Here is a 20469-nt window from a genome sequence, read left to right on the forward strand (position 1 = left end):
GATGGCGACCCTCACGATGGCTCGGGCGCTGAACACCGCCCTGCGCGACGCGTTGACGGCGGACGAGCGGGTGCTGATCTTCGGTGAGGACGTCGGCCCGCTCGGCGGCGTCTTCCGCATCACCGACGGCCTCACCCGCGACTTCGGCGAAGAGCGCTGCTTCGACACCCCGCTCGCCGAGGCCGGCATCGTCGGCCTGGCCGTGGGCATGGCGATGGGCGGCTTCAGGCCCGTGGTGGAAATGCAGTTCGACGCCTTCGCCTACCCCGCCTTCGAACAGATCGCCTCGCACGTCGCGAAGCTGCGCAACCGCACCCGCGGCCGGCTCACCCTGCCGATGGTGATCCGCATCCCGTACGCGGGCGGCATCGGCGGCGTGGAACACCACTGCGATTCGAGCGAGGCGTACTACGCCCACACGCCCGGGTTGAAGGTGGTCACCCCGGCGACGCCCGAGGACGCGTACTGGCTGCTGCGCGATGCGATCGAGGATCCGGATCCGGTGGTGTTCCTGGAGCCGAAGAAGTTGTACTGGGCCAAGGCGGAGGTCGACGTCGCCGCGCGCGGCGCCCGCGAGTTCGGTCGCGCGGTCGTGCGCCGCGAAGGCTCGGACGCGACGCTGGTGGCGTACGGGCCGTCGGTGCCGGTGGCGTTGGAAGCGGCGGAGGCGGCGGCGCTGGAGGGCCGCAGTCTGGAGGTCGTGGACCTGCGCACACTCGTACCCTTCGACGACGACACGGTGGCCGCGTCGGTGCGCCGAACCGGGCGCTGTGTGGTGATCCAGGAGGCCCAGGGCTTCGCGGGGATGGGAGCCGAGATCGCGGCCCGGGTACAGGAGCGTTGTTTCCACTCGCTGGCCGCGCCGGTGTTGCGCGTGGCCGGGTTCGACATCCCCTATCCGCCGCCGAAGCTGGAGCATGCGCATCTGCCGGGAGTGGATCGTGTGTTGGACGCCGTGGACCGGCTCCAGTTCGACGACACCCCGGACGTGCGGCACCTCGTCAAGGGGGCGGCGTGAACACCGACACGCTCCGGGCGCAGGTCTTCCTGCTACCCGATCTGGGCGAGGGCTTGACCGAGGCCGAGATCGTCGAGTGGAAGGTCGCCGTCGGCGACACGGTGGACGTCGACCACATCGTGGTCGAGGTCGAGACCGCGAAGGCCGCCGTCGAGGTGCCCGTGCCGTACGCGGGCACGGTGTTGTGCCTGCACGCCGAGGCCGGCACGGCACTCGCGGTGGGCCGTCCGCTGATCACGGTCGGCCCGGCGGGCGGGGAGACCGGCGTGGATCCCGGGGGCGTTGGCTCCGCGGGCGGGGGCTTCGGTGACGGGGGCTCCGGTGGTGTGGACTCCGGTGCCGTGGGTTCTCGCGCGGGGGACCCGCGTGTCGCCAATCCCGGTGTTGCGAGTCCCGGTGCCTTGGATCCCGGCGCTGCGGACCGCTATCGCGAGGAGGAGCAGGCGGGCTCCGGAAACGTCCTGATCGGCTACGGCACCGGCCACGCACCGGCATCCCGGCGGCGGCGTCGAGGCCCGGCCTCCCGCGGCACCGCCCTGCCGGGCCCGCGAGTCGGAGACCGGTCCGCACCGAGGCGGGATGTACGGCCCGCCGGCGACCATGCGCCGACGCCGGAATCGGGCCGGGCATGCCTGGTCATCTCCCCGCTGGTGCGCAGGCTGGCCCGTGACCACGGCATCGACCTCACCCGGCTGACTCCCGACGGCGCCGACGGCATCGTCCGCCGCGTCGACGTGGAACAGGCCATCGCCCTTGACAAGCAGGCGAGTTCGGCCGCTCCGAACGAGCCGCTGGGCGCCTCGGGCGTGGAGCGCATCCCGCTGCGTGGCATCCGTCGTGCGGTCGCGCACAAGCTCGCCCGCAGCCGGGCCGAGATCCCGGACGCGACGACCTGGGTGGACGTGGACGCCACCGCGCTGCTGGCGGCCAAGGACGTGCTCCAGGCCGCGCATCCGGAGCAGCGAATCGGCCTGTTGGCGATCCTGACCCGAATCTGCGTCGCGGGCCTGCGGCGCTTCCCGGCACTGAACTCCAGCGTGGACACCGCCCGCGAGGAGATCGTGCGCTTCGCGCACGTGAACGTGGGCTTCGCCGCGCAGACCGAGCGCGGCCTGGTCGTGCCCGTGGTGCGTAACGCCCACACCCTGACGACCGCGCAACTCGCCGCCGAGCTGGCCCGGTTGACCGCGCTGGCCCGCACCGGCAGCCTGCCGCCCGAAGCGCTGACCGGAGGCACGTTCACGCTCAACAACTACGGCGTGTTCGGCGTGGACGGCTCGACCCCGATCATCAACCATCCCGAGGCCGCGCTGCTGGGGGTCGGCCGCATCGTCGACAAGCCCTGGGTCGTCGACGGCGCGCTCGCCGTACGCAAGGTCACCCAACTGTCGCTGAGCTTCGACCACCGGGTCTGCGACGGAGGCGTGGCGGGCGGCTTCCTGCGGTACGTGGCCGACTGCGTCGAACGCCCGGCGACACTGCTGGCCGACCTCTGAGCGCTCCCCCCGCCTCGCCGGCGCGGCCCCGTCGGGGTGGGGGCGTTGGGGCCGCGTCCGGCCCGCGCTCACATGGCGCGGGCCGACGTCCGGATGGTATGCGGACGCGGTCGTGCGGGCCGGGGTCGGCGATCTCCGCGGCCCGGACGGAGTGCGCGGCCGTGACGGTGGCGAGGTCGCCGGGTGCGTGGGTCAGTGGAGGAGCAGGCCGGCGAGGAGGAGTTCGACCATGCGACGGGCGTCGTAGCGGGAGTCCTTGTTCGCGCCGATGCACAGGTTGCCGACGGCGAACATCAGCTCGAAGGCCCGGATGTCGGGGCGGATCTCGCCCGCCGCCGCTGCGGCGTCGAGCAGATCGGCGCAGACGGGCACGAGCCGGTCGATGAAGTAGGCGTGCAGGGTCGCGAAGCCGGCGTCGTCGGACTGTAGTGCCTCGGCCAGGCCGTGCTTGGTGACCAGGAAGTCGACGAAGAGGTCGATCCAGCGGGTCAAAGCGGTGTGCGGTGACGTGCCGCTCGCCAGCAGGGCCGGGCCTGCCTCGGCACACGCCTCGACCTGGTGCCGGTAGACGGCGACGATGAGGTCGGCCCGGGTCGGGAAGTGGCGGTAGATCGTGGCGACGCCCACGCCGGCCCTGGCCGCGATGTCGCGCACGGGCGCATCGACGCCGGACGCGACGAAGGCCGCGCCGGCCGCTTCCAGCAGCGTCTCCTCGTTGCGCCGGGCGTCGGCCCGCTTCCTGGGGGCCGTCGATCCCGATTCGTTGCCGATGTCGGGCATTGTGCAATTGCCTCCGTCGTCCGGTTGCCAATCAGAACATTGTTCCGCATCGGCATTACCGGAACATTGATCCGTTTATCCATGATGTCAAGAGCGTCAACCGCAGGCCGCTCCCGGCCGTCGGAGGCCGGTACCCCTCCGGGTGCCGGCCTGGAACGACCACTCGGGACCGTCGATGGGGATGATCGCCGGGCGCCCGTCGGGTTCAGGTGTAACGCGCCGTGTCGTGCACCGCGCCGAAGCGGGGAAAGATCCTGTCCACGGTGAAGTCGTGTTCGTCGGCCGCGAATCCGGACATGGCGTCGGCGACGAACTCCACCTCGTAGTCGTGGTCGCTCGCGGCCCGCGCGGTGGATTCGACTCCCATGGTGGTGACCAGGCCGGCGAGGACCACCGTGTCCACGTCCCGCTCGCGCAACCGCTCGTGCAGGTCGGTGCCGTGGAATGCGCCGACGGTGTGCTTGACGACGACGATGTCCCCGGGGTGAACCAGGCCGTCGGCGAAGCCGCTTCCCGGCGGCTGCTCGCTCACGTTGGGTCTGTCGACGCGAACGAGCACCACCGGGCGCCGGTCCGCCCGGAACGCGTCGGCCAATCGGCGGCAGCGGGCGAGTACTTCCTCACCGGAGTGCGGTGCCAGGGGCAGGGCGAGGATGCGGGGCATCAGGTCGATCAGGATCAGTGCAGTGGTCACGCGGATGATCGTAGGCCGAGGCCGCGGAACGTCGTCGGGTCGTCGGTCGCGACAGTGGGAATCAGCGGCCGTTCGCGATCAGTCGGGCCGCCACGGCTCGGCCGTGGGCGAGTGGGTCCGGTTCCCACCCGCGCAACAGGCCGGCCATCGCGCCGTCGTACACGAGCAGTACGTCCGCGGCCAGGGTGGCGGGGTCCGGGCCGCCGACCGCGTCCGCGAGCAGGGTCAGCCTGGTGCCGAGCAGCGCCGACTCCGCGGCGAGTACCGCATGGGCGGGGTGCTCCGGCGACGGGAGTTCGGTGCCCGTCGCGAGGAAGGCGCAGCCGCGTGCGGGGATGTGGCGGTTGCGGTAGGTGGCGACGGCGTCGAAGAGTGCCAGCAGCTTGCCGGCGGGGGTGTCCGCGGCGTCCACGGCCTCCTGCCAGATCCGGTCCCAGCGATCCAGGCGGCGTTGCAGCGCGGCGGTGATCAGACCGTCCTTGCCGCCGAAGTGTGCGTAGAGCGTGCCGGGCGAGACGTGCGCCTGCTCCAGGACTCGGTCGACGCTCGTTCGAGCGATGCCGTCGCGGTAGAAGAGCTCGTCGGCGGCGTCGAGCAGCCGGGTCCTGGGAGGCGCGTCCGGTTTCGGTGCGGAGTGGTCGGCGGGGTCGGGCCGGGGGTCCTGTGCCATGCCCGTACTATAACGCTCGTTATACCGAAACGATCGTTACGGCGGTGGGGGCGTCGATGTCGGGCCGGGTCATCGCACCGGCCGAGAGGTGGATATGGCGGGCACCTTGGGAGCGGGAACAGGAGCAGGGGCAGGAGCAGGCCCGGGAACAGCCTCGGGAGCAGAAGCAGGGTCGTCGGGACCGGGATCGAGGGGATCGGGGGCGGCGTCGGGGTCCGCTCGGCGGGGTCCGTTCGTCGGCGCCGTGTTGGTGCTCGTCAGCTGTCTGGGTGTGCAGACCTCGGCCGCGCTCTCGTCGGGGCTCTTCGGCGCGTTGAGCGTGCCGGCCGTGGCAGGACTGCGGCAGGCAACCGCGGCGCTCGTCCTGTGCGTGCTGGTGCGGCCGAGGGTGCGGCGGCGTGGTCGGGCCGAATGGACGGGGATCCTCGCGTACGGATCGGCGATGGCCGGCATGAATGTGGCGTTCTACGGTGCGGTGGACCGGCTGCCGCTCGGCGTCGCGGCCGCCCTGTTGTTCCTGGGGCCGTTCACGGTCGCGGTCGCTTCGGTTCGGACCCGGCGCGACGCGCTGTTTCCCCTGGTCGGCCTGGTGGGCGTCGTGCTGGTCACTCGGCCCGGAGGGGGTGTCGAGTGGCTCGGGATCGGTTTCGGGTTGCTCTCCGCACTCGCGCTGGCGCTCTACACCGTGTTCGCGCAGCGAGTCGGCCGAGTCGACCCGGGATTGCACGGCCTCGGCCTGTCCGTGGCGGTTTCGGCGGTGCTGTTGCTGCCCTTCTCCGGGCCCGCCGTACCGCGGGTGGAGGCAGGTCAGTGGGCCCTGGTCGGCCTGTCCGGCGTCCTCGGAGTGGCGCTGGCCTTCACGCTCGACTTCACCGCCGTCAGACTCGCCGGCGCCCCGGTGGTGGCAACCCTGTTCGCCCTCGACCCGGTGGTGGGGACCCTGGTGGGCGTCACAGCCCTCGGCGAGGACCTGCCCCCGTCCGCACTCGCCGGTATCACGTTGATCGTCGCGTCCGGCGCAGCGGTCACATGGCGCGCGGGGACACGGCCGTCCACCGATGGGAACGCTTGACGCCGCCACCCGCAACCAAGCCGTCCGCCGCCCACGTCGAGCGCCGCCTACGCCGAGCGCCGGCTACGTCGAGTCAGCGGCCTGCGGCGAGTGTGCCTGGGCCAGTCGGGTGCAAAGGGCACGACCGGGCCCCCGGTCCCCTTCTCACGGAGCCGACCCCGAGACGGGCCGGAAGATCCCCCCAGGGGCCGATGATCTCTGCCCTCGGGCCGACGGTGCCTGCCCTCCGGGCGCGACGGCGCCTGCCCTCGTGGCCGCACGTGCCGCCCTCGGGGCCCGATGATCCCTACTCCAACGTCGGGGTAGGGTTGCCGATGGCAAGGGCGGCCACCTGCCGGCCCGCCGATGCCGCGTCGGAGCCACGTCGCCCCGGCGAAATTCCGACCGTACGGGAGAAGCGCGTGCGCGAGCCTTCGGGGCCCTGCGTCGCCTGCCCGTCAAGCGCAGCCTGCCCGCCGTGACATCCAGGCCTCGGGCGTAAGCCCGCCCGCGCCGCGACGCGGGCCGCGCACACCGCCCCATCACTCGCTGCCGGTTCCCGTGGGTCACGGGGCTGCCCGCGGGGTGCCGCTCGGCCTCCGCGCCCTTACCGCGCACCCGCGTTGTCCCGGACCGGGTGTGCCCGAGCACGACAGGTCCCGCTGCGTTGTCCTCCCCTGCCGCTCCTGCCTCCTCTGCCGCCGCCGTGTCCTCCGCTTCCCCGACCGCGCGACTGCGACGTATCCGGCCCGACTGGCTGCGCGATCCGAGGGTCTGGCGCACCGAAGTACTCGCGGGTCTGGTGGTCGCACTCGCGCTGATCCCCGAGGCGATCTCGTTCTCGATCATCGCGGACGTCGATCCGGCGGTCGGCCTGTTCGCGTCGTTCACGATGGCCGTGGTCATCTCCGTCGTCGGTGGCCGCCGGGCGATGATCTCCGCGGCGACCGGTGCGGTCGCGCTGGTCATCGCGCCCTTGAACCGTGAACACGGGTTCGGTCACCTGGTCGCCGCGGTCATCCTCGCCGGCGTCTTCCAGATCGTCCTGGGCGCGCTCGGACTGGCCAAGCTCATGCGGTTCGTACCTCGTTCGGTCATGGTCGGCTTCGTCAACTCCCTTGCCATCCTGGTCTTCATGGCCCAGGTGCCCGAGATGCACGACGTGCCGTGGCCGGTCTATCCGCTCATCGCGGCGGGGCTGACGCTGATGGTGCTGTTCCCGCGCGTGACCAAGGTGGTCCCGGCGCCGCTGGTGTCCGTCGTCGTGCTCACCGTGATCACCGTGGCCGCCGGGATCGCGGTGCCGACGGTCGGCGACAAGGGCGAACTGCCGTCCGCCCTGCCCACTCCCGGCCTGCCGGACGTGCCGTTCACGTTCGAGACCCTCGGGATCATCGCGCCCTACGCGCTCGCGATGGCGCTGGTCGGGCTGATGGAGTCGCTGCTGACCGCGAAGCTCGTCGACGACATCACCGACACCCGTTCCGACAAGACCCGCGAGTCGATCGGCCAGGGCATCGCGAACATCGTCACCGGGTTCTTCGGCGGCATGGGCGGGTGCGCCGTGATCGGCCAGACCATGATCAACGTGAAGGTGTCCGGCGCCCGTACCCGCCTGTCCACCTTCCTGGCCGGCGCGTTCCTGATGGTGCTGTGCATCGTCTTCGGACCGGTCGTCTCGGACATCCCCATGGCCGCCCTCGTCGCGGTCATGATCATGGTCTGCGTCGCCGCGTTCGACTGGCACTCGATCGCCCCGAAGACCCTCCGGCGCATGCCCGCCGGCGAGATCACCGTCATGCTCGTCACCGTCGCGTGCGTGGTGGCGACCCACAACCTCGCCATCGGCGTCGTCGTCGGTTCGATCACCGCCATGGTCATCTTCGCCAAACGCGTCGCCCGCTTCGCCGAGGTCACCGGCGCCGTGGACCCGACCGGCACCCGGGTCGTCTACGCGGTCACCGGCGAATTGTTCTTCGCCTCCTCCAACGATCTGGTGCACCGGTTCGACTACCGGAACGACCCCGACGACGTCGTCATCGACCTGTCCGATGCCCACATCTGGGACGCCTCCTCGGTCGCCGTCCTGGACTCCGTCGAGACCAAGTACGCCGCCCTCGGCAAAAAGGTCACCCTGATCGGGCTCAACGAGCACAGCGCGCGCTTCCACGCAAACCTCAGCGGCGAACTCACCGGCAGCCACTGACACCAGGGGCCGGCGCCCGGATGCCCGGGGCCGCGATGGCGGCCGGAGGGACAAGGCAGCCGCAATCGGGAAGCCCCGCGCCGGCCGACGCCGCCCCGGCTGCGATCGTCATCTCCGCGGCGAAGCAGCCCCGCACCCGCCGGGGTACGCCACCTCGGTCGTCACATCTCGCCCGCCACGCCGGCGTCCGGGGCGCCGTCGGCCGGAGCCTCGGGGCGTACGGCGGTGCCGAGGATGTGGCTCGCCGCGGGTGTCGGGACCCGCGTGTCCGGAAACGCGAAGCGGTCCAGCTCGGTGATCGCGAAGCCGGCCCGGCGGATCGCGGCCTCGGTGTCCCGTCCGGTGTGACAGCCTCCGCACAGCAGCGGCCACACCGTCGCGTCCACCACCCGCTGCACCCGCCGCATCCGCGTACCGCGCGCCCGCACGTGCTCGAAGAACCGCAGCCGGCCACCCGGCCGCAACACCCGGTACGCCTCGCCGAGGGCCGCATGCGGGTCGGGCACCGAGCACAGCGTCAGACAGAACACCACGGCATCGAACGCCCCGTCCTCGAACGGCAGCCCATCCGCCAGGCCGTCCCGGACGTCCACCGGCACCGGCGCACCCCGGGCGGCCTCGACGGCCAACGCCCGCAGCCGCGGCTCCGGTTCGACCGCCACCACGCGCGCCACCGACGTGGGATAGTGCGCGAAGTTCGCGCCGTGCCCCGCACCGATCTCCAACACCTCACCGGCCAGGCCGCGCAGCAGTCGGCTGCGGTGCTCCCCGACGCCCGCCTTCTCCAGCCCCGGTCCCGCCACATTCGCGTAGAACCGCGCGAACACCGGCCTCCGCACCGCCCGAGCCTGCGACCTCGGCATCCGCCGGCCACCACCTTCCCTGCAACGCGCGACCGGCACGCGCCGGTACCGGCCGGCACCCGGCGAACTCCATGCACGATAACGCGGTGACGGCGCCGGCGAGGCCCGGCGCTCCCGGCCGGGATCCGCCGGACACGTTCGCCGCCGGCACGCGGGCCGCAGAACCGGACCGGCTCCCACCGAACGCGCGGTCGGGTGGCGGTGGAGCGTCCTCCGCCTCCGCGTCGGCAGCCGCCGGTCCCCGAACGGGCCACGAATCGGGCCGATGTCGGACCGGTCTGGCACCGTGGCCCGCATGGCCTCACCGCTCAAGGACATGATCAACGCGACCTCCGTCGCCGCCCTGGCCGACGGAGTCGCCGCCGCCCGCGGCGTCTTCCCCCGCGACCGCTTCGTCGCCCGCGCCCTCGCCGGGCTGGACGGGCTGGAGCTCAAGGCCCGTGTCGGCCACGTCGCCCGCGCCCTGCACGCGAGCCTGGACCTGCCCTTTCCGCAGGCCGCGCCGGTCCTGCGCGAGGCCACGACGCACACCGGCCTGGACATGTGGAGCGGCTGGCCCGCCACCGACTACGTCGCCACCCACGGCGTCGAGCACCTCGACGAGGCCATGAACACCCTCGCCGTGATCACCCCGTTCGCCACGGCCGAGTTCGCGGTACGCCCCTACCTCGACCGCTACCAGGACATCGCGCTGAAGATCGTCCGGGACTGGGCCGACGACCCCGACGAGCACCTGCGTCGCCTCGCGTCCGAGGGCACCCGCCCGCGGCTGCCCTGGGGTGCGCGCGTGCGCCGGCTGATGTCTCCCGGCCCGACGCTGCCGATCCTGGAGCGGCTGCGCGACGACCCGAGCGAGTACGTACGCCGCTCGGTCGCCAACCACGTCAACGACATCGCCAAGGACCATCCCGACACCGCGCTGGCCCTGCTGCGCCGCTGGCACGCCGAGGGCGGCGAGCACACCGACCGCGTCGTGCGCCACGCCGCCCGGGGTCTGCTGCGGGCCGGCCATCCCGAGGCACTCGGCCTCGTGGGTGCGGCGCACGGCAGCGGCACGGTCGAATCGCTGGTGGTCGCGGACACCGTCGTGACCGGCGACCGTCTCCCGTTCACCGTCACCGTGCGCGCCGAGGTGCCCGGACCGCTGCTGCTGAAGTACGCGGTCTGCCGCGACGGTTCCCGCCGGGTGTTCCACCTGGCCGAGCGGGTCGCGCAGGGTGCCGGGGACACGTTCACGCTCGCCAGGGCACATTCGTTCCGCCCGGTGACCACGCGCGCCGAACCGCCCGGCCCGCGCGACCTGGAGATGATCGTCAACGGCGAGGTCCGCGCCACGGCGCCGTTCACACTGCTCCCCTGACACCCGCCGGCCCGAGACGCCCGTCGGGCCGGGCGATCAGCCCAGATAGAGCGGGAATCGCGCCGCCGTCTCGCCCAGTTCGGCCTGTTCCACGTCGGTCGGGGCGCGCCGTCCGGTGCCGATCAGCAGCGCGTCCTTGTCGGAGAACGACGCGGGGAAGGCCACCCCCGCGATCCTCTCCAGCAGCTCGCGCGTGCGGGCAAGACCTTCCGCGGGCGGCCCGGCGGCCTCCGGCAGGTGCGCGATCAGGTCGAGGTGGTGCAGCGTCCACTCCAGGACGTACGCGTCGAGATAGTCGGCGGCGGTGAGAACCTGGTCCTGCGTACTCACCCGCAGGCCCGAATCGGCCAGCTCGGCGGCCCGGCCGGCGGCGGAACCGACGTCGTCCAGGTGGAACTTGAGCAGCCCCGGCTCCTGGTAGGCGGCGGCCAGTCGCACGATCAGCGCGTCGAGCGGGTCCTCGCCCGTCGGCGGTGTTCGCGCGACGTGCCAGTAGGTCACCGCATCCCGGGTCGGCTCGGTGTCGGCCGGGGTCACGAGGGTGATCAGGACATCCTGCGCGTCGATGACCAGGTGACACACCAGGTCCCGCACAAGCCAGCCGGTACAGCCGGACGGCCGCGCAAAATCCTCGTCCCGAAGCTCGGCAACCGCCTGGCGCAACGCCGTCCACGAACGTGAGAAGAGATCCACGGCCGCAAGCTAGCAGCGCCCCACCCACCCCAGCGACCCGATTCCCGGCCCCACCCGCCGAGCCCCCGCGTTCGGAGCGCGAAGGGCGGATCGGGGATGCGGCAGCGGTGATCGATCTCGTGCCGCTTGGCTGCGCCCTGGTTGCGCATGCCGACCGGCCAGGGTGGGGCGTCGCTCCGAGCGTGCTCGTGGCCCGCACCGCCGTCCGCGTCGTCCGCCGCCCCGCCCGCACGCTACGGGAGGGGGTCGAGGTCGCCTTCGATTGTGGTTCGGGTGATCCGGGGGCGGTTCCAGAGGGCCAGGAGGTCGTTGGCGATGGCCACGATGGGGAGGACGTCCTGGTTGCCGTGCACTTCGATGGCGGCGGCGGACAGGCTGCGTGGCACGGCTCCGGCGTCGAGGAGGACGCGCCACTCCTGCGGCCCGAGTTCCAGGAACTCCAGGCCGGTCAGGCTCGCGATCTCGAGCGGGTCGGCGAGCGTACCGGGGTAGGCGCTGAGGGTACGCAGGCGCGGAAGCCCGACGACGGGCGCGAGGCTGAGCGGAGCGTCGTCCCACACGCCGATGGACAGGACTTCCAGGTCGGCGTGGGCGGCGGCTTCGATGCTTCTCAGGTTGCCGGTGTTCACCCGGGCCACGGCCGGCGGCCCGTCGTCGTGACGGTTGCCGCGATGCGCACCGGGCCGCTTCGACACCAGGTCGAGGAGGGAGTCGGCGAGCAGGTCGGCGCCGATGCTCTTCTCGTGGCTGAGCATGATGATCTGGCCGACGTGGCCGCGCGGCCCCGGAGTCAGGTCGACCGCGAGCCGGTCCCCGCCGCCGTTGTCGCCGAAGACGATCCAGCCGGGCGAGCCGACCAGGCCCTGCACCGCGGCGTCCGGCGCGGTGACGACCGCCTCCATGGCCGCGAACTCCCAGCGGCAGTGGCGGGAGGGTGCGTCGGCAACGTACAGGTCGTCCAGGGAGAAGAGTTCACAGCCGACCGCCGCACAGACGCGTCGCTCCGCCTCGTGGTCGTCGCCCCAGTCCTGCCAACGTGCCCGCACCACCCGATAGAGCACCTTGAGCTCATCGGGCAGCGTGACACCGAGCCGCGCTTCCGCGGCGCCGATCTCCGCCTCCGTCGCGCCGATGGCATCGGGCAACCGCCCGCGCAACGTTCGGTCCAGCAGGGGCAGATCCACCGAAGCGGCCGACACCGCCCCGGGCACCGGATCGGGGAGCCGTCGCCAGGGCTCGGGAAGAGCGCCCTCGACCAGGATGAGCGCTCCCGGATGCGGGGTGCCGATGCCGGGCTCCACCGCGGGACTCGGCCCGAGCAGGTGGAGGGCCGTCCTCCCGGTCGACGAGATCTCCGCCGTGAACGAGATGTCGTCGACGCCGGCGTCCACGAGCGCGCTCTGCACCCGCTGCACGGCATCCATCTCGTCCCGCATGTCGTCGACTTGGGCGGCTCGACCGGGCTGCGGCGACCGTCGGCGCAAGGACGGGCTCCAACCGTGTCGGCCGATGCGTCCCGCCACATGGGCGGATGTACCGACGTGCCTCGTCGGGCGGCCGGCCCGCAGCAGCCGCAGCACGGGCTCCCAGGTCGCGAAGTCGTGTATGGCGGGCGAGGAACTCGGCTTCCGATCGATCATGCCTCCAGACCGTACGCGGGGGCACTGACGCGCCGGCCCGCCTGGTCCGGGGCGTGGGCACGATGGAGTCGGTTGACGACGGACGCAACGAAGTCCGATGGCTGCCTCCGGGTCCGGGTCGGCGCACCCGACCGGGGGCAGAGGCTGCTCGGAGACGATCGCTGAGAACTTCGTCCCGCTCCCCCACCGCGCGCCCCGGAGGCTTGTGCCCCACCCGATCGGGTGAACATCCCACCGGACTCGGGGCATTTGTAGCAAGCTCGGCGATGGTGCCGATCGGTGACGGCACCTCGGCCGCGACCTCCCGGAGGCCCTCATGAACCCGGAAGACCTGAAGTACACCAAGGACCACGAGTGGGTGCGATCGCTCGGCAACGGGCGGGTGGCCGTCGGGATCACCGCATTCGCACAGAAACAGCTCGGCGACGTCGTCTTCGTCGAACTGCCTTCGGTGAACGACCGGTTCGAGGCGGGCGAACCGTTCGGCTCGGTGGAGTCCGTCAAGGCGGTGACCGAGGTCTACATGCCGCTCACCGGCACGATCACCGCCGTCAACCCCGGCCTCGGCGATTCACCGGAGGACGTCAACACCGACCCCTACGGCGACGGATGGATGATCGAGATCACCCTCGCCAAGGGCGACGAGACGGCAGATCTGCTCACGGCCCCCGAGTACGAGGACTACGTCAAGGCCGAGTCCGCCGACTGATGCCCCCGGCCGCCTAGGCAGGGCACTCTCGACCGACCGGGCGAGTGGCGGTGCCGCCGGTCGCCGCGTACCCCTCTCGGTCGGAATTCGTGCGATCGGCGCTCGGGAGGCGGCCCGCCCGGATACGGTTCTGGTCGAAAGTGCCACGGGTAGCCATGGAGAGAGCGCGTGAGCGAGGACGAATCCCTGGAGCGGTGGGCCGCGCGCCGCGCGCAGCGGCTCCGCCCGGTCGGCGAGCGCAAGGCGGTCCATCTCGTCGGCCCGCCACGCGCCCCGCACGTCGACCGCGAGGCGCCGCGCGTCGTCCTGGAATGGGACGGATACCAGTGGGTCACCCTCGCGGTCGTGGCGAACTACGTCGAGGCCGCCCGCCTGCTCTACCCGGGCGCGCAGGAACGAGCACTCGGCAACGGCGATCCGTCGGAGCGGCAATCCGAGTCGTCCGAGCGCGGGGCCCGACTCGGTCCGGGCCCGGGCAGGCATCGCAAGTCCCCCTGAACGTGCGGGCGCCGACGCCGATCCCGACGTCGGCTGCGCCGGCCGGAGCATCGGCCCTGCCGGAGAAACCCACGACCACCTCCCGGGCGGCATATCCGCCGCCGCCCTCGTAACCGTACGGCTGTGCAAGGCGTCGGCTCCGGAGCCGGCCGGCAACGGGCAGAACCGGACTCGGTGGGGCTCGTCCGACTGCGAGTGTCCCCGGCCGCGATGACACGGATACGTTCCGGTTCCCGGCCCTGAGGTCGGGGAGCCGGCCGGCCGATCGCGTCCGGCCCGTCGAGGCCACAGGCGCATGCTTCCGATGTCCGTCGGCAGTTCGGCCGACCCGGCACCCGGCGGCGCCGCACGGCACACGACCCCACATCGGCCCCGCCTTCCGCGCGCGATCACGACCCGACCCTGCTCCGAAAAACGCGCCGACATCTAGGTTATTAGTTTGCTAGCATCGATCCGTGGGCGACGAAGATGTGAAGCAATTCAACGTCTACCTGCCGATCGGATTGATCAAGCAGGTCAAGCACCGTGCCATCGAGTCGGAGCTGTCGCTGTCGGCGCTGGTCGCCGCCGCGTTGCGTGCCTACCTCGACGACACCCGACCCGAACGAGAGCCATCGTCCGAGAAGGAGAGTTGACATGACCACCGAAGGCATCGAGGCCGTGTTCCTGGAGACGCACAACTGGGGCAAGGCGGCCAAGTTCTTCCAGGGTCTGGGATACGAGCTGGAGTTCTCGACCGATCACAACTCCGGTCAACTCCGCAACGGCGACGGCCCGTACGTGTTCATCGCCGAGGTCCCGCAGGACCAGGAACCCGGAATGCGGCTCGTCCTGAAAGTGCCGGATGCGGATGCGTTCAGCCCCGCCGGCGGCACCGAGGTGGTCACGCCGTTCGAGGACACGCACTACGGCACCAGGGAAATGGTCGTACGCGACCCCGACGGTCGTCTGTGGAACCTCCAGGCTCCGGCGCAGCCGTGATCCCGAACATCGGAGAGGGAGTTCGCGATGGTTGACGAACGAACCGCGGCACGCCCGGACGGCGCCGCGGCACGCCCGGACAGTACGGCGGTACGGACCGCCCTGTGGCGGGCCCTGCACGTCCGACTCGACACGCCGCCGTACGTCCTGGAGGACGAGGTCGGCCTGCAACTGGCCGACCCCGGCGACGACTGGCTCCGTCGCGGGGACATGGACCCGACCCTGACCGAGTGGTTTCGGGCGGCGATCGTGGCCCGGGCCCGCTTCATCGAGGACCTGGTGGTCGAAGAGGCCGCTCGGGGCGTCGACCAATACGTCATCCTCGGAGCCGGCCTGGACACCTTCGCGCAGCGCAGACCGGAAATCGGCTCCCGCCTGCGGGTGTTCGAGGTCGACCAGGCCGAACCGCAGGCCTGGAAGCGCCGGCGGCTGGTCGAACTCGGCTTCGGCGTCCCGGACTGGCTGCGGCTGGTTCCGGTCGACTTCGAGGCGGGCGGATCGTGGTGGGATCGGCTGACGACCGCCGGTTTCGACGCCGACCGGCCGGCGGTGGTGGTCTCCACGGGTGTCGCGCTGTATCTGACCAAGGAGGCGAACGCCGCCACGCTGCGCCGACTCGCGTCACTCGCCCCGGGATCCACGCTGGCCATGACGTTCCAGCTGCCGCCCGAACTGCTCGACGCGGACAAGCGCGCCGGGTTCGAGGTGGCGGTGAAGGGTGCCAGGGAGTCCGGAACGCCGTTCGTCAGCTTCTTCGCCCCGGAGGAGATGTTGGCACTGGCCCGCGAGGCCGGCTTCCCGGACGCCCGGCACGTATCGGCAGCCGACCTCAACGACCGATACTTCGCCGACCGCCCGGACGGCCTTCGCACGTCGAGCGGGGAGGAACTCCTGCTGGCAACCACCTGATTCACCCTCGGCCGCGCTCCCGGGCAGCCCGGCGACACGCGGAGTCCGCCGAGCCGGGCGCAGGTCCATGCGGGACCTGCGCCCGCCCGATTCGGATGCGATCAGGGGGCCCGGCCGGAGGCAATCGGTGAGCCCCGATCGGGGAGCGACCGGTGGGCCCGGCCGGGAAGAGATCAGTGGCCCGGTCGGGGAGGGACCGGTGAACCCCCGGTTCGGGAACGATCAGTGGGCCACGGCGTCCGGTTCCCGCAGGACGGCCTGTCCCGCCCCGCGGTGTTCGGCGGCCTTGGCCGGATCCGCCTCTTCGAGCAGGACGGCGATCCCCTCGTGCGCCCGGGCCTCCTCGTGCCGGTAGCCCAGGGCCGGCGCCGCCTCCAACGCCTGTCGGTGCAGCCGCAACGCCTCCTCGGGCAGGCCCGCGAGCCGGCAGGTCTCGGCGTAGTCGTTGAGGAAGCGGATCTTCCAGTGTTCCTCGAACAGTTCGTCCAGCAGCGCGAACGCCTCCCGGTGACTGGCCAGTGCCTCTTCGTGGCGGCCCATCCGACGCAGCGCGACGCCCAGGCAGTTCAGGCACCACGCCTCGTTGTTCAGGTGCCTGTCGGCGCGGGCCGATTCCAGCGCCCGGCGCAGGTGTTCCGCCGCCTCGTCGGGTTCGTCGCCGGCGATGGCCACGCCGAGGGTGATCCGGGCGGTCAGGGTGGGCGGCCAGGCGGGGTCGGTGTGCGGCATGTCCAGGACGTCGCGGGCGCGTTGCGCCGCCTCCTCCCGGTGTCCCAGTTGCAGCATCGCCCACGCCTCGGATGCGGCCGCATGTGCCGCCCCGGCCCGGCAACCGGCCGTCTCGTACGCCTTTCCCGCCGTCCGGAAGAGTTCGAGCGGCTCCTGGACGTATCCCTGATCCCACCTCAGATAGCCGCGGCGCATGGCCAGTTCGGCCCGGGCCCCGACGGTCCCGGCCCGGGACAACGACGGTTCGGCGGCCTCGTACGCGGCGTCGGCCTCGGCCATCCGTCCCGCGTTGTAGCGCGCGAATCCCAGGTCGCTGTGCGCCTCGGCCAGGTGCAGTGGATCGTCCAGGCGCTGCGCGGCGGCCAAGGAGCGCTCGAAGAGGTGGTTGAGATGCGTCGTGCCGCAGCGCCGCGCGAAGTATGCGCGCATGAAACGCGGCAGTTCGCATACGTGCACGTCGGCCCCGGTGGCGTCGGCGATCTCGAAGGCGGCGATCAGGTTCTCGTATTCCGCGACGAGCCAGGCGAAGGCCGCGTTCTTGTCGGTGAATCGGGGTAGTTCCGCCGGGGCTCGGCCCGCGGTGGCCGGTCGGCCGGGCGCCAGGAACGCCATCGCCTCGTCGGCGGCGGCGGTGGCGTGTACGTAGTAGTCGAGCATCCGGCCCAGCGCGCGTTCGCGCGCGACCGCCGAGTCCTGCTGCGCACCGGCCCGACGCGCGTGCTCGCGCACCAGGTCGTGCAGCCGGTAGCGGTCCGCGGTCGGCTGCTGGACGAGGTGCGCGTCGAGCAGGTCTTCGAGGACGGCCCGGGCGCTGCTCACCGGGACGTCCGCCACGGCCGCGACCACGTACTCGTCGAAGGTCGATCCGGGCAGCAGGCCGAGCATGCGGAACAGGCGGGCCTGGGACCCGGGCAACTGCCGTACCGACATCGCGAACGCGGCGTCGAACTCCCCGGTCCCCTGGGACAACCGGTCGACCAGGACGCCCACGGTCCAGCCCGGCCGGTGGCGCAACCGGGCCGCGGCCAGCCGCAGGGCCAGCGGCAGATGGCCGCACAGGCGCAACACCTCGGCGGCGGACTCCGGTTCGCGGGCCAGTCGACCGTCCGCGCCGCCGGGATCACCGCTCGCGCGGGCCAGCAGTTCGGCGCTTTCCTGCGGGCTGAGCACGTCCAGCGACACCGGGGGGACCTCGTCCAGGCCCAGGAGTCGGTTGCGGCTGGTGATCAGGGCGACGGAGGGGCCGGCGCCGGGCAGCAGCGGACGGACCTGGTCGGCGTCGACGGCGTTGTCCAGGACCACGACGGCGCGGCGGCCGGCCAGTTCCGACCGCCAGCATGCGGCCAGTTGTTCGACGCCCTCCTGGGGGACCCGCTCGGAGGGGACGTCGAGCGCGGCGAGCAGCATGCGCAGCGCGGAGCCGGAGTCGAGCGGCTCCCGGCCCTCGGTGAAGCCGTGCAGGTCCACGTAGAGCTGGGCATCGGGGTAGTCGGCGGCAAGCCGGTGAGCGGCGTGTACCGCCAGGGTGGTCTTGCCGACGCCCGCCATGCCGTCGACGGCGACCACCCGGTGGCTGTCGACCGCGGCGAGTACCGCAGCGAGCGCGTTGTGGCGTCCGGTGAAGTCCGGGACGTCGCGCGGCAGGTCGTTGCGGGGCGTGGGCCGGGCCTGGCGGCTGGTCCGGGGCGGGGCGGGGAGGGGGGTCGAGGAGCGTTCCCACAGGGGGCGCAGCGGGCGGGGGTCACGCTTGACGAGCCGGCAGAGCGCGATCACCGCGGGCCAGGGCGGCACGGTTTGCCCGCTGAGGTAGCGCGAGAGGGACGAGGAGCTGAGGCCGGTGTCGCGCGCCAGGGCCCGTACACCGAGCCCGGAGAGCTCCTGGAGCAGACGCAGCCGGGCCGCCAGTTCGTCCTGCGGCTCGGCCTCGTCGGTCCGCGGTCGCACATCCATCGGATCCTGCCTTCCTGTCCCGTCCCGGTGAGAGCTTTCCGGGTCGAGTTTTCGCTGTTCACGGCCGTTCCGGCTGTCCCACGGCGTCCCATCGAGGTCGTCGTGGCACGCCGGTTCGGCTGTCATGGATACATCACCCGGGCAGACCGGGCGCCGATCCGGACAACCGGAAGAGGAGCACACCGAGATGCGGTCTCGTATGCGGAACCCCGCCATGGTGCTGTCCGACGCGATGCAGCCTATTCAGGAGATCTTCGCGGTCGTACACGCAGGTGGCGTGGACGGGCAGACGCTGGAGTTGGTGCACCTGCGGGTCAGCCAGATCAACGGCTGCAGCGCGTGTGTCGACGCCGGCGCCAAGACGGCCCTCAAGGCCGGCGTGAGCGGCGAGCGGCTGGCCGCGGTCGCCGCGTGGCGGGAGGCCCCGTACTTCAGCCCCGGCGAGCGCGCGGCGCTGGCACTGGCCGAGGCCGCGACGCGGCTGGCGGACCGGCCCGACGCGGTGAGCGACGAGGTCTGGGACGTGGCCGCCACCCACTTCGACGAGAAGCAGTTGGCCGCGATCGTCCTGATGATCGGCGTCACCAACATGTTCAACCGGCTCAACGCCACCACTCGCCAGGTCGCCGGCGCGTGGGGATGACAGGCAGGACGCCGACACTTTTCGGGTAACGGCCCGGGAGGGTCGGCTCGGGCGAAGGTGCGCGGGTGACGGGGGCGGCACAGCGGGCTCCGGCACGCGGGACCGGCCGCCGATGGGCCGACGCAGCGACGCACGAACAGCCGAATACGGCAACACACGGATACACAGACATCCGGACACGAACACACGGCATCCGGAACTACCGATAGGAATCCGCCATGAGCAGCACGAAGAAGTCCGCCGCGCGCACCACCGCGACCGAGAAGTCGTTCGAGGGGTTCTCGGCCGAGGAACGCGCAGCGATGAAGGACCACGCCCAAGAGCTGAAGGCGTCCGCACGCGCGGGATCGAAGGCGGCCAAGGCGGCGGAGGCGGAAGCCGCCGTCGTCGCGAAGATCGCGGAGATGCGGGACTCCGACCGGGTCATGGCGGAGCGGCTGCACGCCATCGTCAAGGAGAACGCACCGGATCTGGCGCCGAAGCTGTGGTACGGCATGCCCGCATACGCCCGGGACGGCAAGGTCGTCTGCTTCTTCCAGAGCGCGGAGAAGTTCAACGCCAGGTACGCGACCCTCGGCTTCAGCGACCAGGCGACCCTCGACGACGGCGCGATGTGGGCGACGTCGTACGCCCTCAACGAACTCACGGCCGCCGGCGAGGCGCGCATCGCCGAACTCGTGCAGAAGGCGGCTGGTTGAAACCCGTGCTCGGCGCGGCACGGCGCTCCCGGGGTCGGGCGGGACGGACACCGTGCCGCTGGGTGGCCGGTTCCTGCCCGATCCGGGGCGACGTACGGTGCGGGGCTCGCCCTTGTGGGTGGGCCGAACGCCGCGAAGGCGGGGGTCGGCCCTACCGGGAGCAGGACGCGCCGGTATCGGTGCCGCTGCCGGTACCGGCGCGTCGATCACCCAAACCTCACCGAGCTGCTTGCTTCGTGGGGTCGGAGATGGGGGTGCGGGACCGGGGTCAGGGCTTGATCGCGTCGTCGTACGACTTGACGATGCGGTCCAGGAACGCCGTCACCGTGGCCCGTTCCTGCTCGGTGAGGGCCTCGACGGCGTCGTGCACGCCGCGGACGATCGGCGCGACGTGTTCGAACGCGGACACCTCCCAGTCCTGCGCGGGTGACACGATCACCTTGCGGCGGTCGGTGGGGTGCGGTGCCCGGCTCACGTGCCCACCCGCCACGAGGCGGTCGATCACCAGCGTGGTCGCCGCGGTCGAGGCGTCCAGGCGGCGGGCCAGTTCGGTCGGGGTGGCCGGTCCGTGCTCGACGAGGTGATCCATCACGGCCAACCCGGCGGCGTCCACCCGCATCTCGCGGCCCAGATAGCGCTCGAACCTCTGCTGACGCAGCGTCAGGGTACGCAGCCGATCACGGATGTCGTCGTACCGGCCCACCCCCCGGCGCGCGGTTGCGGTGTCCTTGCGGGCGGAGTCCGGCCGCGGAACCTTGGCGGCCCCGCCGGCGTCGGCTCGTCTGGGGTTCATGAGGCACAGACTACTCTCGATATTGGCAACATGATTGGTAACCAATAGGGCCGAAAGCCCCTCGGTCCCAGGCTGTTCGCATCCCGGC

20 protein-coding genes are annotated in these 20469 nt (G+C 71.9%); 12 read left to right on the plus strand and 8 right to left on the minus strand.

Features of this window, described 5'->3' with window-relative positions:
• Position 1: 1 nt before the first annotated feature.
• Both ACFZBU_RS12100 and ACFZBU_RS12105 read left to right on the plus strand, forming a co-directional pair.
• Positions 2–1018 carry an alpha-ketoacid dehydrogenase subunit beta gene (locus ACFZBU_RS12100; protein ID WP_391583404.1) on the plus strand — a complete coding sequence of 339 codons (1017 nt, stop codon included), beginning with the start codon at positions 2–4 and terminating at the stop codon, positions 1016–1018.
• Complete coding sequence (locus ACFZBU_RS12105) at positions 1015–2514, plus strand: dihydrolipoamide acetyltransferase family protein (protein ID WP_391583405.1); 1500 nt, start codon at positions 1015–1017, stop codon at positions 2512–2514. The genes ACFZBU_RS12100 and ACFZBU_RS12105 overlap by 4 nt, the downstream gene beginning before the upstream one ends.
• Positions 2515–2706: 192 nt before the next feature.
• Here the strand turns inward: ACFZBU_RS12105 and ACFZBU_RS12110 are convergent, their stop codons facing one another.
• The 3 genes from ACFZBU_RS12110 to ACFZBU_RS12120 all read right to left on the minus strand — a co-directional run bounded on the left by ACFZBU_RS12110 (position 2707) and on the right by ACFZBU_RS12120 (position 4658).
• Positions 2707–3294 carry a TetR/AcrR family transcriptional regulator gene (locus tag ACFZBU_RS12110; protein WP_391583406.1) on the minus strand — a complete coding sequence of 196 codons (588 nt, stop codon included), beginning with the start codon at positions 3292–3294 and terminating at the stop codon, positions 2707–2709.
• Positions 3295–3499: 205 nt separating this feature from the next.
• Positions 3500–3988 (minus strand): isochorismatase family protein, encoded by a 489-nt coding sequence (locus tag ACFZBU_RS12115; protein ID WP_391583407.1) that lies wholly within the window; start codon positions 3986–3988, stop codon positions 3500–3502.
• 61 nt (positions 3989–4049) lie between these two features.
• On the minus strand, positions 4050–4658 hold the full coding sequence (locus tag ACFZBU_RS12120; protein WP_391583408.1) for a TetR/AcrR family transcriptional regulator: 609 nt from the start codon (positions 4656–4658) through the stop codon (positions 4050–4052).
• A 244-nt stretch (positions 4659–4902) separates the two neighbouring features.
• Here ACFZBU_RS12120 and ACFZBU_RS12125 point away from each other — a divergent pair, with 244 nt between their 5' ends.
• Complete coding sequence (locus ACFZBU_RS12125) at positions 4903–5730, plus strand: DMT family transporter (protein ID WP_391583409.1); 828 nt, start codon at positions 4903–4905, stop codon at positions 5728–5730.
• A 685-nt stretch (positions 5731–6415) separates the two neighbouring features.
• Positions 6416–7915, plus strand: a complete 1500-nt coding sequence (locus tag ACFZBU_RS12130; protein ID WP_391583410.1) for a SulP family inorganic anion transporter — start codon at positions 6416–6418, stop codon at positions 7913–7915.
• 161 nt (positions 7916–8076) lie between these two features.
• On the opposite strand, the gene ACFZBU_RS12135 is transcribed toward ACFZBU_RS12130, so the two are convergent.
• On the minus strand, positions 8077–8778 hold the full coding sequence (locus ACFZBU_RS12135; protein ID WP_391583411.1) for a class I SAM-dependent methyltransferase: 702 nt from the start codon (positions 8776–8778) through the stop codon (positions 8077–8079).
• 295 nt (positions 8779–9073) lie between these two features.
• Between ACFZBU_RS12135 and ACFZBU_RS12140 the strand changes: the two genes are divergently transcribed.
• Entirely contained in the window at positions 9074–10138 is a 1065-nt protein-coding gene (locus ACFZBU_RS12140; RefSeq protein ID WP_391583412.1) for a DNA alkylation repair protein, read from the plus strand.
• 36 nt (positions 10139–10174) lie between these two features.
• Here ACFZBU_RS12140 and ACFZBU_RS12145 read toward each other — a convergent pair whose 3' ends face one another.
• Both ACFZBU_RS12145 and ACFZBU_RS12150 read right to left on the minus strand, forming a co-directional pair.
• Entirely contained in the window at positions 10175–10831 is a 657-nt protein-coding gene (locus tag ACFZBU_RS12145) for a maleylpyruvate isomerase N-terminal domain-containing protein (protein WP_391583413.1), read from the minus strand.
• A gap of 233 nt (positions 10832–11064) precedes the next feature.
• Positions 11065–12471 carry an SMI1/KNR4 family protein gene (locus tag ACFZBU_RS12150; RefSeq protein ID WP_391583414.1) on the minus strand — a complete coding sequence of 469 codons (1407 nt, stop codon included), beginning with the start codon at positions 12469–12471 and terminating at the stop codon, positions 11065–11067.
• Positions 12472–12787: 316 nt separating this feature from the next.
• On the opposite strand from ACFZBU_RS12150, the gene gcvH reads away from it, so the two are divergent.
• The 5 genes from gcvH to ACFZBU_RS12175 all read left to right on the plus strand — a co-directional run bounded on the left by gcvH (position 12788) and on the right by ACFZBU_RS12175 (position 15568).
• Positions 12788–13180 carry a glycine cleavage system protein GcvH gene (gene gcvH, locus ACFZBU_RS12155; protein WP_391583415.1) on the plus strand — a complete coding sequence of 131 codons (393 nt, stop codon included), beginning with the start codon at positions 12788–12790 and terminating at the stop codon, positions 13178–13180.
• Between the two features lie 168 nt (positions 13181–13348).
• Complete coding sequence (locus tag ACFZBU_RS12160; RefSeq protein WP_391583416.1) at positions 13349–13678, plus strand: DUF6087 family protein; 330 nt, start codon at positions 13349–13351, stop codon at positions 13676–13678.
• Between the two features lie 455 nt (positions 13679–14133).
• Positions 14134–14313, plus strand: coding sequence for a CopG family transcriptional regulator (locus ACFZBU_RS12165; RefSeq protein ID WP_391583417.1), 180 nt, complete (start codon positions 14134–14136; stop codon positions 14311–14313).
• 1 nt (position 14314) lies between these two features.
• A complete protein-coding gene (locus ACFZBU_RS12170; protein ID WP_391583418.1) occupies positions 14315–14659 on the plus strand; it encodes a VOC family protein in 345 nt (114 codons plus the stop codon).
• Between the two features lie 27 nt (positions 14660–14686).
• Positions 14687–15568 carry a class I SAM-dependent methyltransferase gene (locus ACFZBU_RS12175; protein ID WP_391583419.1) on the plus strand — a complete coding sequence of 294 codons (882 nt, stop codon included), beginning with the start codon at positions 14687–14689 and terminating at the stop codon, positions 15566–15568.
• 222 nt (positions 15569–15790) lie between these two features.
• Here ACFZBU_RS12175 and ACFZBU_RS12180 read toward each other — a convergent pair whose 3' ends face one another.
• Positions 15791–18247, minus strand: coding sequence for a tetratricopeptide repeat protein (locus ACFZBU_RS12180; RefSeq protein ID WP_391583420.1), 2457 nt, complete (start codon positions 18245–18247; stop codon positions 15791–15793).
• A 187-nt stretch (positions 18248–18434) separates the two neighbouring features.
• On the opposite strand from ACFZBU_RS12180, the gene ACFZBU_RS12185 reads away from it, so the two are divergent.
• Both ACFZBU_RS12185 and ACFZBU_RS12190 read left to right on the plus strand, forming a co-directional pair.
• The gene (locus ACFZBU_RS12185) at positions 18435–18890 is read left to right on the plus strand and encodes a carboxymuconolactone decarboxylase family protein (RefSeq protein ID WP_391583421.1); all 456 of its coding nucleotides are present in this window, start codon (positions 18435–18437) and stop codon (positions 18888–18890) included.
• A gap of 218 nt (positions 18891–19108) precedes the next feature.
• The gene (locus ACFZBU_RS12190) at positions 19109–19588 is read left to right on the plus strand and encodes an iron chaperone (protein WP_391583422.1); all 480 of its coding nucleotides are present in this window, start codon (positions 19109–19111) and stop codon (positions 19586–19588) included.
• A gap of 268 nt (positions 19589–19856) precedes the next feature.
• Here ACFZBU_RS12190 and ACFZBU_RS12195 read toward each other — a convergent pair whose 3' ends face one another.
• On the minus strand, positions 19857–20381 hold the full coding sequence (locus ACFZBU_RS12195) for a MarR family winged helix-turn-helix transcriptional regulator (RefSeq protein ID WP_391583423.1): 525 nt from the start codon (positions 20379–20381) through the stop codon (positions 19857–19859).
• Between the last annotated feature and the right edge of the window lie 88 nt (positions 20382–20469).

Origin of the sequence: Embleya sp. NPDC008237 (assembly GCF_042956465.1) — a bacterium.
In the GTDB taxonomy this organism is placed as follows: Bacteria; Actinomycetota; Actinomycetes; order Streptomycetales; family Streptomycetaceae; genus Embleya.